General features: G+C 58.6%; 11 protein-coding genes. 3 read left to right on the forward strand and 8 right to left on the reverse strand.

The window, feature by feature from the left end:
* The first annotated feature begins 73 nt into the window (after positions 1–73).
* A complete protein-coding gene (locus AC1DSG_RS19075; RefSeq protein ID WP_477792277.1) occupies positions 74–979 on the forward strand; it encodes a helix-turn-helix domain-containing protein in 906 nt (301 codons plus the stop codon).
* Positions 980–1,018: 39 nt separating this feature from the next.
* Here the strand turns inward: AC1DSG_RS19075 and AC1DSG_RS19080 are convergent, their stop codons facing one another.
* From AC1DSG_RS19080 to AC1DSG_RS19115, 8 genes are all read right to left on the reverse strand, one after another.
* The gene (locus AC1DSG_RS19080; protein ID WP_477792278.1) at positions 1,019–1,945 is read right to left on the reverse strand and encodes a quinone oxidoreductase family protein; all 927 of its coding nucleotides are present in this window, start codon (positions 1,943–1,945) and stop codon (positions 1,019–1,021) included.
* A 95-nt stretch (positions 1,946–2,040) separates the two neighbouring features.
* Positions 2,041–3,288, reverse strand: coding sequence for an MFS transporter (locus AC1DSG_RS19085; RefSeq protein WP_477792279.1), 1,248 nt, complete (start codon positions 3,286–3,288; stop codon positions 2,041–2,043).
* Positions 3,289–3,299: 11 nt separating this feature from the next.
* Positions 3,300–4,121, reverse strand: coding sequence for an SDR family NAD(P)-dependent oxidoreductase (locus tag AC1DSG_RS19090; protein WP_477792280.1), 822 nt, complete (start codon positions 4,119–4,121; stop codon positions 3,300–3,302).
* Between the two features lie 59 nt (positions 4,122–4,180).
* Positions 4,181–5,542 carry a phosphotransferase family protein gene (locus AC1DSG_RS19095; protein WP_477792281.1) on the reverse strand — a complete coding sequence of 454 codons (1,362 nt, stop codon included), beginning with the start codon at positions 5,540–5,542 and terminating at the stop codon, positions 4,181–4,183.
* A gap of 37 nt (positions 5,543–5,579) precedes the next feature.
* A complete protein-coding gene (locus AC1DSG_RS19100; RefSeq protein WP_477792282.1) occupies positions 5,580–6,029 on the reverse strand; it encodes a nuclear transport factor 2 family protein in 450 nt (149 codons plus the stop codon).
* 33 nt (positions 6,030–6,062) lie between these two features.
* Positions 6,063–6,881, reverse strand: coding sequence for an SDR family NAD(P)-dependent oxidoreductase (locus tag AC1DSG_RS19105; protein ID WP_477792283.1), 819 nt, complete (start codon positions 6,879–6,881; stop codon positions 6,063–6,065).
* A gap of 65 nt (positions 6,882–6,946) precedes the next feature.
* Positions 6,947–8,299 (reverse strand): DUF1329 domain-containing protein, encoded by a 1,353-nt coding sequence (locus AC1DSG_RS19110; protein ID WP_477792284.1) that lies wholly within the window; start codon positions 8,297–8,299, stop codon positions 6,947–6,949.
* 66 nt (positions 8,300–8,365) lie between these two features.
* Entirely contained in the window at positions 8,366–10,039 is a 1,674-nt protein-coding gene (locus AC1DSG_RS19115) for a DUF1302 domain-containing protein (RefSeq protein ID WP_477792285.1), read from the reverse strand.
* Positions 10,040–10,290: 251 nt separating this feature from the next.
* Here AC1DSG_RS19115 and AC1DSG_RS19120 point away from each other — a divergent pair, with 251 nt between their 5' ends.
* Together AC1DSG_RS19120 and AC1DSG_RS19125 are read left to right on the forward strand one after the other, a co-directional pair.
* Positions 10,291–10,728, forward strand: coding sequence for a hypothetical protein (locus AC1DSG_RS19120; protein ID WP_477792286.1), 438 nt, complete (start codon positions 10,291–10,293; stop codon positions 10,726–10,728).
* 206 nt (positions 10,729–10,934) lie between these two features.
* A partial coding sequence (locus AC1DSG_RS19125) for an indolepyruvate ferredoxin oxidoreductase family protein (protein WP_477792287.1) occupies positions 10,935–13,689 on the forward strand: 2,755 nt, incomplete at its 3' end.

Here is a 13,689-nt window from a genome sequence, read left to right on the forward strand (position 1 = left end):
GGGGTAGCTGTTCTGCCGTATCGCTACCCTTCGAATTTCAGCACCAACAATAAAAAAGGCTGAAGGTTGAAAAATGAACGCAATCCAATACAGCGAGTACGACTGTGAAGCGTCAGGTAATTTCCTGACCGAAGCATCACTGGCCAAACAAGGCTTCGACATCCGCGTTGAACAGGCGCAATGGTCCTGCTCTGGCACCGCCTTGATTGAAACCGGCACTAATTGCCTGATACGCCTGATGCTGCCGTCCAGCGTTCAGAGCAAGCCCAACTGCGGCAGTTTTTCCAGCCACGGCGCGCGTCAATTCCAGCCCTTGGGCAAACTGCTGTYCATTCCCCATGGCACTGAGTTTCATCTGCGCCACGACGCCTGCACTCAAAAAGCTCTGGTGTGCCTGTTCGATCCCGCCTCCCTCGGCGCCCTTGGCAGTTATCGCTGGAATTGGCAGGAGAACGTCAGCGAAGCCATGCTCAACATGCAAAGCGGTTATCTGCACGCATCCCTGCAACGTCTGGCCGAAGAAGTGACCAATCCCGGTTTCGCCAGCGAATTGCAAACCGAGTGTCTGCTCTCCAGCATTGCCCTGGACCTGCGCCGTGAGTTTATCGACGCTCCCGTCGAGGCCACCCTTCCCTCACCCAACACTGAAAAACTCAGCCCTCGGCAATTCAACATCCTGCGTGAACTGCTCGATACCACGAGCGACGAAGGCCACTCCCTGCGCCATCTGGCGCAAGCCTGCGAGCTGCCATTGCGAACGCTGTCCAGTCGATGCAAAAACACCACTGGCATGACCTTGCGCCAATACGCAGCGCAACATCGCCTGCAAAAAGCCATGGCGCTGTTGGCCGACCCACGATTACTGATCAAACAGGTTGCCTATCAGTCTGGCTTCAACAATGCCGCAGCCTTCAGTGCCGCATTCCGAAAAGAACTCGGCGTTACACCTGAGGAGTTTCGCCATCAGCGCCAGCGCTAAAAGGCACCCGAACACGAGCACCTTTTAGCGACAGGGGTTTTAACGACGAATCGTGGCAGTGATTTTTGCATGTGGCCCATTAACCTGCGCGGCCCATGCTTCAGCCGCCTGATCCAGGGTGAAGTCAAGGTAATCCACCTGAATTTGCTGCTCTTTGGCGATCTTCAGCAGACGCAGCCAGATTTGCTCACGGTCTGCTGGCGGGCGCTGGCCGGTGCCGATGCACGACAAATTGCGGAACAATAGATCGGCAATATCCAGATTGAGCTGGCGTCCGGCCCCCGTGYCAATGGTCACGATACGGGCGCCCCAATTGGTGGCCTTCAGAGACGTCAACATGGGTTGACCGCACACGAGGTCCAGCACCACGTCAAATCCACCATCGGCCGCGTCCTTGAGTGCTGCGACATCATCGCTACCGCCTAGCGTCACCACCTCATCGGCGAGGCCCCGCGACTTCAAACGGCCCAGCGCTTCGCCCGACCGCGCAGCACCTACCACCTTACCCRCACCCATACCGCGCGCCAGTTGCAAGGCGATCTGGCCGAGCGTACCGGTCGCGCCCAAAATCAGGACTTTTTCACCCTTCTGAATCTCGGCTTTTTCCAGTGGAACGATGGCACCGGTAGCAGCAATGCCCATGCTGATTGCGGTTTTATCGTCCACGTCGTCCGGCACATTCCACACCTCGGCTTGCGGCACCAGAGTGCGCTCTGCCCAGGCACCAAATGGCAACACCGAGCGTTCCCCGAAATACACCCGACGGCCATCCGGCGCACGGCCTACGCCTTCGCCGCGAATAACACAGGGGTATTCCACACCGAGACGGTAGGCGCCTAGTACATCCCAGCCCCCCAGACCAGCGGTATCGACATCGATCAGTACCGCGCCGTCTTGCGGCTTTGGCTCACGAAACTCATCGACTACTGGCAGCGCATTGCGCTCGGAAATAATTGCTGCACGCATGGCATTATCCTTGTCTGTTTTATTTTAAGGCCGCACCCAGAGTGCTAGTTGAACACAAATCAATTATTTGTCCATATGCTTACGTCGAAATTCCCCTAACGGGTCGCCAATGACTCGGCCTGATAACGCGGATACCCACCCAACGTGAGGAGAAGCAAGGGTCCCACGACAAAGCAGATGAAACTGAACAACAGCATGGCCGAGTAGCCACCGGTCAGCTTGAACAGCCCCGCAAACAGCAATGGCGAGATCGCGGCACCGGCGGTAATCAGGCCCAGATGGGCACCAAATAAACGACCGTAGTCGCGCATGCCGAAGTAGCGTGCGATCAGAAATGCAGCGATATCGAACTCGGCGCCCGCACCAACGCCCACCAGCAACGTGGCGAGGGTGTACATGRCAATGCTGGAGTCGCCATAGGCAAAAATGCCGCAGGCAAATGCCGGCATCAGAAGCGCCAAAGAGGCGACACCGGGGGCCCACAAACGGTCAATCAGGTAGCCCACCAACAACCGGCCAAGAATCAGCGACACGCCAAAACTGCTGAAAATCTGGCTGGCCTGCAAAGCGCTCAGGCCTCGATCCTGCAGCAAAGGCACGATATTGGTGACCATGCCCACCACGCAGGACACCACCAATGTCATCGACAGGTTGCACACCCAGAACCGCCACGAACGCAGTGCCTCGCGCAACAGCAACCCGCCGGATTGTTTGTGGGAGACCGGAAGTTGTGCGGTGTTGTCACTGACATTGGCGGTCGGCAATAACCAACGTAATGCCAAGGGCAATGCCAGCAACACCGGCAACACGCCCAATGCCATAAAACCCGCCTGCCAATTCCAGCGGCCGATCGCCCATGCGGTAATCAGCGGCAGCATGATGGCCGCCAGCCCGGAGCCACTAAGAATGATCGCAAGTGCCAGGCCTCGGTTTTCCTCAAACCACAAGTTGACCAAGTGCGACCAGGTCACCTGCAACGTACCCAACCCGGCCAGAGGCACCAGGAAAAACCCCAGGTAGAGGGTCCAGATCGAGCCACTGATACAGCTCAGAAGGAAGACACTCAGGGACAACGCCAACAGCGACAGCAACGTGATCAGGCGCAGGCCATATCGCAAGTTGAGCCAGCCAGCCAATTGCGACGCGACGATGGTGCCAAGCGACAGAGCGGTGATCRCCGCCTGCAATTCCGCCCTGCCCCAGCCCATGGCCTGTTCCAAGGGAATAACCATGGAGCTGAAGCTGTACAGCAGCAACGAACTGGAACTGGTGGCGACACCCACCAGGGCCAGAATCAGCACTCTCCAGCCGCGTTTGAATTCTGCGTTATCAAAGCCTTTCATGGTGTGTGACCTCAGTCGTTGCCGATAAACACAGCCGCTTCCGCGCTCTTGCTTAGCACGTGCGCACGGCGTGCCAGGCCGGGTGCATTGGCGAGCTGTTCGAGGGTGTCTTCGGGGTGTATCAACGTCGGGCCATTGCCCAGTTCCTGAAGCGCCAGCAGTGCCAGGTCCTCAGCCTTGGGCAACGTCATGGTGAGGGCGTCGGGGACGTTCAGTTTGACCATGGCATCGCGCATGGTAGGGGTGTCCACGGTGCCGATGACCAGGTTGAGCACATCCACACCACGGTCTTTCCATTCCGCCCATAGCGACTCGCCGAGGTTCAGCGCAAACCCTTTGGTGGCGGTGTACATCGCCAGTTTTCGAATCCCGCCCAACGCGGCCTGGGAACCCACCAGCAGCAATCCTCCCTGCCCGCGTTCCAGCATGGCGGCACCGAAGGCGTGGCTGCATTGCATCACGGTCAGGCAATTGAGGCGCAGCAAAGCGCCCCAGTCGTCGACCGAAGTATCGAGAAAACGCGTGATGTAGGGGTCGCCACCTGCGTTGTAGATAAACAGGCCGACTTGCCGCTTACCAACAGCCGCCAGCAATTGCTCACAGGCATCGGGATGGGACAGGTCCTGGATGAGCACCAACACCTCAACGTCGTACCGTTGCTCTAAATCGTTTTTCAACTGCGCCAAGGCTTCGCCACGGCGCGCCACCAGCACACAGTTAAGGCCACGCTCGGCGAGCGCATGGGCAAATGCGGCGCCCACCCCATGCGAAGCACCGGCGATCACTGCCCATGGGCCATACCGATGCTTGAAGGCGTTATCAGGAACAGACATAAACACTCCGAAAACAAAGGCCCGGCGGCCAGCCACCGGGCGAGGAAGGCTTCACCGCGTCAGACGACTGGCGGCAGGTCGATGTGGCTGGCGGAGGCACCAATGGCGGTGCTGCCATAGACAAGGACGCGCCGCTCGATTTGCGCCATGAACAGGCGCAGCAAGGGTTCGTCGTATTCCGGCCCGGCGCTTTTTACAAAGGCTTCCAGCGCTGCATCAATCTCGCTGTAGTCACTGAAGGTGCGGTCCAGCAGCGCTTGCGCGTCCTGTTGCTCCAGCTTGCGCAAGTGCAATTCCATGGCATCGCCACGGCCCAGGTATTCCACCAGTTTGCTCACTGCGCGCAGTTTGGTTTTCTGGAAGTCGCTGYCAACCTCCACTTGGGCCAAGGCATCGGTCAGCATGGTCAGCAGTTGTGCATTTGGGCCTGTGCTGACAATGTCCAGATCCGGCTTTTGCAGGGGAACACCCATGGCCTCGGCCAGCGCATGCACCACCACCCTGCGCAGGGCGATATCAAATTCGGTGTAGGTGTCATGCGGGTCACCCGGTTGTGGTGTGGCCACCGACGCCGAGAATTGCATGGTGCTGACAGTGGCGAAGAGCGCAGTGTGGTAACGCACCACATCAGGCTCCGCCGGTTCGCCGGTCACTTGCTGATAGTAGCGATACAGGGCCGCAAAGCTGTCCCCAAGCGGTTCGTAATTGTCGCGCATGCGCGCCGAAGCAAGGTCGGCCAGAGGATCACCGATCATGGCGAATTCAAAGTCGTAGAGGCCATGCACCTGCCCGTTCTCGAACAGAAACTGCCCAGAATCGTACTGAACGAAAGAAGGCCGGGTACGGTGCTGTGGCACATTGCGCCGCAGCCAACCGAGGGCGAATTCGGCCAGAGGCTGAGGCTTGGTTTTATTACGCGCATACAGCGGGTAATAGGCTTCCAGACCTGCCAGGGTTATGTCCTCGGCACTTTTCGGCAGGCTGATACCCTGATCAATAAAGGGTTGCAACGGCAGTTGGTGCATACGCGCCATGGCATCGACCCACTGGCGTGCAACCCCATGACGTTCGGCATCACTCTTCGCGGTGCTGACGTCACGGCTACCCGGCACCAACTGCATCAGGATGGTTTGCGGGTCTTCGCAAAAGCCGTAGATATGCGGTACGGGCACGCCTTGCTGACCGAGCAAGGAGAGAATATCCGCTTCCCGGCGCAGATCCGGGAATGGACTGACATCCCCTCCGCGCTCGCCACGAATATGCAACTGAAGGGTTTCGCCATCGCGTTGCAGCTCAAGGTTCCAGGCCGGGCGCCAGCGCAGCAGACGCTGCATGGCGGTGATCTTCCCGCCCAGTAGACCTTCGACAAAGGTACGCAGCTTTTCTTCGACCGGATCACAGGTCACATTTGTTGTTGGCATACATGTCTCCCTCAAGCGCTGATGTCCAGCGCCGCTATCAATGGGTGCTGGTAACACCAGCGCTCGGCCCGCCCACGTGCTCCAGCGGCACGCCCTTTTTCTTCGCCAGGTCGGCGGTGTCCAGGTACTCGCGCCACGCACAGATAAGGCCTTGCTCGTTCAGCTCATACACCGCCACCATTGAGTGCGGCATGGGGACGCCATTACTGACACAGTAATCGTCGCGTTCGGTCATGACCACGCGCTCGGAAGAGACGATGTGGCGCGTGTTGCAGCGGTTATGCGTGACATAACTCATCTGCCGCTCTATCTCCTTGCGCAGCGCGTCGCGACCACGGATCACCGGACCACCGGGCACCCACAGTTGCCAGACGGCGTCGTCGGAGAAAGTGGCCATGATGCGTTCGATATCCGGGCGACTGCCGTCGCTGCCATCGCCCCAGGCGGCCAGCATGTCGAGGATGAAGCGTTCCTGTTCGAGTGCCATAAAACGGGCTCCAGTGCAGTGAAATGATCGGGATCAGACCGAGGTCTGGGGCAGCAGAAAATTGCGCACCACCGGCACCATCGGCGTACCACAGCTCATGCCGCCGTCTACGCGCATCAAAGTACCGTTGACGTAGGCTGCGTCGTCGCTGGCAAGAAATGCGGCCATGGCGGCGATGTCTTCTGGCTCGCCCAGTTGCGGTACGTTTTGCAGGTCGAGAAAAGCGGTTTTCATGGCTTCGTTGGCCCAGCTTTCCATGGCGGGAGTGCGAATGACCCCCGGCAAAATGCCGTTGCAACGAATGCCGCGTTTACCAAAGGTGGCGGCAATGGTTTGCACGTACCAATTGAGGGCGGCCTTGGAGGCGCCRTAGCTGAACTGGGAGATTTCGCCGGCAATCGAACTGGTGGACGACGTAAACAGAATCGAACCACTGCCCTGAGCGAGCATGTGCGGCAAGGCGTATTTGCACGCCAAGACACCGCCCAGCACGTTGACACGCATGCAGTTGTGGAACAGCTCAGTGTTGAAGTTGATGAAGTCGATATCGCGGGTTGTGGCCGGGTTTCGGTACACCGCATTATTGAACAGCACGTCGATACGGCCGAAGGTCTGGACGGTCTGTTCAACCATCTCCCGCAGGGCGTCTTCCTGGCCGACATCCACTTGTAATGCCAGGGCATTGGCGCCGATTTCAGCCGCCACGGCCTGCGCCGATTCGGCGAAAAGATCGGTGACCACCACGGTGGCGCCCTCCCTGGCAAAACGCAGTGCCGAAGCGCGGCCAATGCCGCTGCCCGCGCCAGTGATCACGCAAACTTTGCCGTCTAAACGTTTCAGAATCTCGCTCATAAAGGGGTCTCGGGACGGAGAAAAAAATCGGCGCCCGTAGCGAACGCCGAAAAAGGAGCGTGACGTCAGCGGGTCTGACCACCGGCTATGGTCTGTGGATTGGCTTCCCGTTCAGCGACCGGTTCCTGGCGGTAGCGTGTAGGGCCGTTGCCGAACATGCCGTACTGATCACGGGTAAAGTCGTACAACGAGTAGGAATCCTGTTGCGGATTGTTTGGAATCCCGTAAGCCTCGATGTTGTACTGCGAGCCGGTACGGAACAGCGCGCCGCTGTCGTCCCAGGCGTCGTAGACAGCAGCGCCAAAGGTGTCCTCGTCGATGTAGTAGCGACGCTTTTTCTGCGCGTGGCGCACGCCGTCCTTGCGGGTCGCTTCCACCACCCAGACACGGTGCAGCTCCCAGCGTTCACAGGCAGGGTTGATGTGGTTGGGCATGAGTTTTTTCTCCATGTCGCAACCCCATTTCAGGGTGTAGTTGCTGTAGGGAATCAACATTTCCTTCTTGCCCACCAGCTTCCAGTCAAAGCGGTCCATCTTCCCGGAGAACAGGAAGATTTCGTCGTAAAACGCCACCCCGCCGAACGCCGAGTTAGGGGTGTCGTAGTTGAATTCCGGAGCCTTGCGAACACGCCGCTGACCGGTGCTGTAGCTCCAGGCGTAACGGGAGTCGGTGACCGGATCGAGGTAATCCCAATACCCGGACGCCTGCCCGGCGGTACGGGCCGGCGCGACGACATGCGACCAGATACGCTGGGCAATTTTCGGATCGCGCCCCGGTACATCCATTTGATAGAATGGTTTTTCGCCGGTGGATCGGTTCGTGTTGGTCAACGTCACATGACCTTCATTGACCACATAGGCACTGTGATTCCAGTCCCARCCATTCACGCCTTGGTAATTGAGGATGTAGTTCCACATCACTTCGCGGCCATCGCGCGGGAGCGGGAATGGCAGACCGCCACGGCACGCTTCGCTGATCGACAGGCCATCGTTCTCGGTTTTGCAGTCTTTGCGGGTGGCGTTGCGCTGAGTAGCTGCCAGGAAGTTTCCTGGAAAGGTAGCGGTCCGGTGGGTGGGGTACACCTCGAGGTAATAAGTGTCGGGGTACTTTTTGAGCAAATTCAACTGCCCGGCCGTCAGCTGGTCAGCGTACTGATCCGCGTTGCTTGCCGTAATGCGCAAGCGTGGTTTTTCATTGGCAAACGGGTTCGGCCAGGTCCCATCCCCAGGAACCATACCGGCAGGGACTTTCAGACCACCGTCATACGCCGGAATAGTGCCTGCCGCGTTGCCGGCGACAATCGAACCAAACGTTGTGAGCTTGCCGCCCAGGTCGGCTGTGCTAAAGCTCTCATCGGCCACCGCCGACCCCGCCAAAGCAATGGCCACCAGGCCTATCGCATAAGAATTAATCTTCATGACCTTCTCCATTCAGATGGGTGATCACCAAGCCCGGTGATCACTGCATTGCATTTCAGGGGCGGTTTAGAACGCTGTGCTGACGGTCAGGGAGACCCAGTTACGGTCGGACAGGCCTACGTCGCCGGAACCGCCGACGACGGTTTTGCCGACGCCGTTGACGTCTGCGTAATGGCGTTCGCTGCCGTAGCCGATATAAGACAGGGTCACGTCCAGACGCTCGTCGTAAGTGCCCTTCACACCGGCCTTCCAGCTGTATTTGCCTTCGTTGCCTCCCCCTGTGGCTGCAACGCCGCTGATGCCGTAATCCACGCTCATGGGGGTGGAAATGTTCCAGCCAGGGAACACCCCCAGCCACTGCGGCGCAAAGCTGACGGCAAGGCCGACATAATTGTCGGTGGCGCAGCCGAAGTGCTTGTTCAACCCTTTCGCGCAGCCGTCGTAGCCTTCGCCTTTGAACAGTTCTTCGTGCTTTGTCACCGCTTCCACGTGGCTGAAGGCCATTTCGGTAACCAGGCTACCGGTGTCGAAGTAATCGGTGCGCGGCAGCAGCCAAAGGCTGTTGACCACCATGTGCCAGGTATCACCTCGGGCGCCCTGGTTGTCAGCGGTGCTGATGTTGCTGGAAATCAGTGAGGAGTTCTGGCGGTACGACAGATCTACCCCCACGGAACCGCCACCCAATACCGGCCCTGCGGAATAACCCAGACCATAGAGCTTGACGTTCTCGGCATAAACATAACGGGCGAAGGTCGGCGCCACTTGCAGGCCCCACGGGTTGTAGTCATCGAACTCGCGGTAGTAGAGACTGACCTCAGAGTGCAGATAGTCGAAGCTGTAGCTACCCATCACGCCCCAGTTGCCCTGGTCTTTGGGTGTGAGCGCATCGATCAATGGCCGTGTGAAACCACTGAACAACGGCAAGCGGTTCGGACCTTCCAGTGCGATGTCGGCGGAAGCCAGATAAGTGCCGCCCTCAGGCGCACGAGTAGTGTCCCATTCGAAGAAATATTGCGCCGCCAGCGACAACTGATCAGTGACCTGGGCCTGAGTGGAAATTTGCGTCAACGGCAGGAAGATTTCGCGCGTCTCGGTGCCGGGGTTGCTCACGGCCTTGCGTCCATCCAAGGGGGCTTGTGAGTAGGAAATAGCATGCCCGGCAATCAACAAGCCATTGCCCCAATAGATGGTGTGCCGGCCGGCACGCACGCTGACCGGAATGTCGCCAAGGTCGAAGCGGGTAAACGCAAAGGCGTCCAGCAATTCGCCGCTGGGTCCGCGGTGGTAGCGCTTGGTAAAGCCGGAGTAATGGCCGTTGGCATAGCTGGGCGTACTGGTACCCGGAAATGCGCCGGGGTAGAAGACATTGCCAGAGCTGGTTTCGACATCGGTGTCTTCGTACGCTTGGTCGTACCAGGCAGCGCCGCTGATGCGAAAGCCGTTGTACTTCTTGTAGGCCACCTCTACTTCGCTCATCAAGTCGACACGGTTGGTCACTACATCGCCCTTGTCATGAAACTTGGCATCGGACTCGTCGTAGGTGGCGTTGTTGGCCAAGGCATTGTCGCGTCCCTCGGCCCGCAGGCCGAGGTTGTAGCGAACAGTGTTGTCCCAGCGCGCAGTCAGGTCCGGATTACCGGTATCAAACTCGGCAGCCTGACTGTTGCCAATGGCCGAGGCACACCCAATCACGCTGAACCAGACAGCCAGGCTTAACGGCTTTAATTTTGCGTCGATCATCAACACTCCCTTTACATTCTTTTTGTTATTGGCAGCCGAAGCATTGGGCCGTTTCAACCGCGCCGATGAGCACTGGCCTGAGGGCGTTCGGTATGGCCTGAAGTAAACGGGACAGGGAGGTTTGGGCACAACGATTGGGAGCATTGCTGAAATGCATTTTGATATTGGTCAAATGCTCCAGAGCTATTGGCCGCTCCGTGAGCTATACCCAAAGATCCCGCATCGTACTTATTGAGTACTGGAGGTTGATCATGAAATTGATAACGCAATCGGCGGCGCTCGTAGCCACTGTGATGATCTACGGCTGCACGACTTCATCAAACCAGACCGTGACCATTCCTTTAAATGCTACGCCGCAGAACCTCGGTCAGATTGCCAATACGACGTTGGCCACTCAGGGCAATGAGACGGCCTTTTCCTTCTTCATCGGTGGAGTCCCGAACGGCACCCTTCGGCCCTTGAACCTCTACACCTTTATCAACAAAGGCAGCTGCGAGCGGCCTGGGCCCGTCGCCTACGCAATGAATGACCGGATCAACACCGACCTCATGTCCGTGGGTGGCTGGACTTATTCACGAAGCGCGCCGGTGGCAATGTCAGAGCTGTTGTCCGGTGGGTACTCCGTGGTCGTAAGGTCCACACCGGCCGATGGCAACGTGGATATTTTTTGCGGGGATATAAAGCAATAACCGAGGCGAACGTGACGCCCCGGCAGTAAACGACTCCCTCTGAAAAGCCGTAAAAAACACACTTGCATTCCGATATCTAAATATCCAATACCACCCCGCTGTTTTTGTGATTTTACGATTCACACCCCCCTCCCTAGACTCCGGCCAATAACTAGGCAACGCCGCTCTCCTGGCGCCGCCACGACAATAAAGCCTGGAGGATGAACATGAGTGCGTCCCCGTCTCTGGATGACAAATACATCCAGCACAGCGGAAAAGTTTTGCTCACCGGAATTCAGGCGCTGGTGCGTCTGCCTCTGATGCAGCGCCAACGCGATCTGGCCAATGGTCTGAATACTGCCGGGTTCATTTCCGGCTACCGCGGCTCGCCACTGGGTGGTTTTGACCAGGCCTTGTGGAAGGCTCGCGACTACCTCAAAGAGCACCACACGGTGTTCCATCCGGGCATGAACGAGGATCTCGCGGCCACGTCGATCTGGGGTACGCAGCAGGTCAATATCTTTGAAGGGGCGACCTACGACGGCGTATTCGGCATGTGGTACGGCAAGGGCCCCGGCGTAGACCGCTGCGGCGATGTGTTCCGTCACGCCAACGCTGCCGGCACCTCACAATTTGGTGGTGTGCTGGCCATCGCCGGTGACGACCATGGCGCCCGCTCCTCCTCGCTGCCCCATCAGACCGAACACATTTTCAAAGCCGTCATGATGCCGGTACTGGCGCCATCGGGCGTGCAGGAATATCTCGACTACGGCATGCACGGCTGGGCCATGTCGCGTTATTCCGGTTGCTGGGTTGCCCTCAAAGCGGTGGCCGATACCGTTGAAAGCGCAGCCGTTGTCGACATCGATGTTCATCGCGTACAGCCAATTATTCCCGATATTCCGCTGCCCGAAGGCGGCTTGAATATTCGCTGGCCTGACCCACCCCTGGCGCAGGAACAGCGACTGCTGGAACACAAGCTGTATGCCGCCCTCGCCTACGCTCGGGTCAACCGTCTCGACCGTATTGTGATGGACTCGCCGAAAGCGCGCATCGGCATTATCACGTCCGGAAAGTCGTACCTCGACGTATGCCAGGCGCTGAAAATCCTCGGCATCGACGAAACACTCGCGCAGCAGATCGGCCTGCGCGTGTACAAGGTCGGCATGGTCTGGCCACTGGAGGCTGAAGGCGTGCGGCAGTTTGCCGAKGGCCTGGAAGAAATTGTGGTGGTGGAAGAGAAACGCCACATGATTGAGTACCAGTTGAAGGAAGAACTCTACAACTGGCGCGAAGACGTACGCCCGCGCATCGTCGGCAAGTTTGACGACAAGGGTGAGTGGAGCCTGCCGCACACCGGTTGGTTACTGCCGGCCACCAATGACCTGACCCCGGCGATGATCGCCCGTGCGTTGGCCAAACGTATTTTGCGCCTGCATCAAAACGGCCCGCTGCAAGTGAGCCTGGCGGTGCTGGACGCACAACTGGCCAGCAAAGGCCAGTTCAGTAACCTGATGGAACGCGTGCCCCATTACTGTTCCGGTTGCCCGCACAACACCTCGACCAAGGTCCCACAGGGCAGTCGTGCGCTGGCCGGCATCGGCTGCCACTACATGGCAGCATGGATCTACCCGCAGACCCAGACCTTCAGCCAGATGGGCGGTGAAGGCGTGGCATGGATCGGCCAGGCGCCTTTCACCAAGACCCAGCACGTCTTCGCCAACCTGGGCGACGGCACCTATTTCCACTCCGGCATTCTCGCGATTCGGGCCGCCATCGCGGCCAAGGTGCAAATCACCTACAAGATTCTCTACAACGATGCCGTGGCCATGACCGGCGGACAACCCGTGGACGGCAGCCTCAGCGTCGCRCAGATCAGCCGGCAACTCGCTGCCGAGGGTGTGCAGCGGATTGTGGTCGTCAGCGACGATGTCGAGAAATACCAACACATCCGTGATCTGGCAGACGGTGTGCCGGTGCTGCGTCGCGACAAGATGGACGAAGTGCAGGAACAGTTGCGTCAGTTCCAGGGTGTGTCGGCAATCATCTATGACCAGACCTGCGCCGCGGAAAAACGTCGGCGTCGTAAACGCGGAAAATTCCCGGACCCGGCACGTCGGGTCGTGATCAACGAAGCGGTGTGTGAAGGCTGTGGCGATTGCAGCAGCAAGTCCAACTGCATGTCGGTGGTGGCGGTGGAAACCGAGTACGGCCGCAAGCGTGAAATTGACCAGTCCTCTTGCAACAAAGACTTCACCTGCCTCAACGGCTTTTGCCCGAGCTTTGTCACGGTCGAAGGTGGCTCCTTGCGTAAACCCAAGGCCCTGGCGACCGCGAAGGATGACGTGTGGGATTTGCCGACGCCCGCAACCGTAGCGCTGGATGAGCCTTACAGCATTCTGGTCACTGGCGTGGGCGGTACGGGCGTGGTGACCATCGGCGCCCTACTAGGGATGGCGGCGTTCATCGAAGGCAAAGGCACGCTCAATCTGGACATGGCCGGCATGGCGCAAAAAGGTGGCGCGGTGTGGTCGCACATCCGCATCGCCGCGCGCCAGGAGCAGCTGTTTGCACCCCGGATAGCCGAAGGTGAAGCTGCCCTGCTGCTCGGTTGCGACCTGGTGGTCAGCGCCAATACCGAAACCCTGTCCAAGCTGCGTCACAGCGTTACCCATGCTTTGATCAATAGCGAGGAAAGCATCACCAGCGCCTTTGTGCGCACCTTCGCTCAGCAAGCGGAAAGCGGTGATTTGCTGAAGCACCCAGATCCGAAATTCCACACCCAAAGTATGTCGGCACAAATTGCCGAAGCGGTGGGCTCTGATCAGGCGGACTTTATCGACGCAAGCAAAATTGCCACGGCGTTGATGGGCGACTCGATTGCCACCAACACCTTCATGCTCGGCTATGCCTACCAGAAAGGTTGGTTGCCAGTGGGTAAAGCGGCGCTGCTACAGGCCATCGAACTGAACGGTACGGCGG

This window comes from Pseudomonas sp. P5_A12 (assembly GCF_056400685.1).

Coding starts and splice junctions, on each gene's coding strand:
- AC1DSG_RS19115 (WP_477792285.1), bottom strand. CDS start 10,039: ATGATCGACGCAAAATTAAAGCCGTTAAGCCTGGCTGTCTGGTTCAGC.
- AC1DSG_RS19100 (WP_477792282.1), bottom strand. CDS start 6,029: ATGGCACTCGAACAGGAACGCTTCATCCTCGACATGCTGGCCGCCTGG.
- AC1DSG_RS19120 (WP_477792286.1), top strand. CDS start 10,291: ATGAAATTGATAACGCAATCGGCGGCGCTCGTAGCCACTGTGATGATC.
- AC1DSG_RS19090 (WP_477792280.1), bottom strand. CDS start 4,121: ATGTCTGTTCCTGATAACGCCTTCAAGCATCGGTATGGCCCATGGGCA.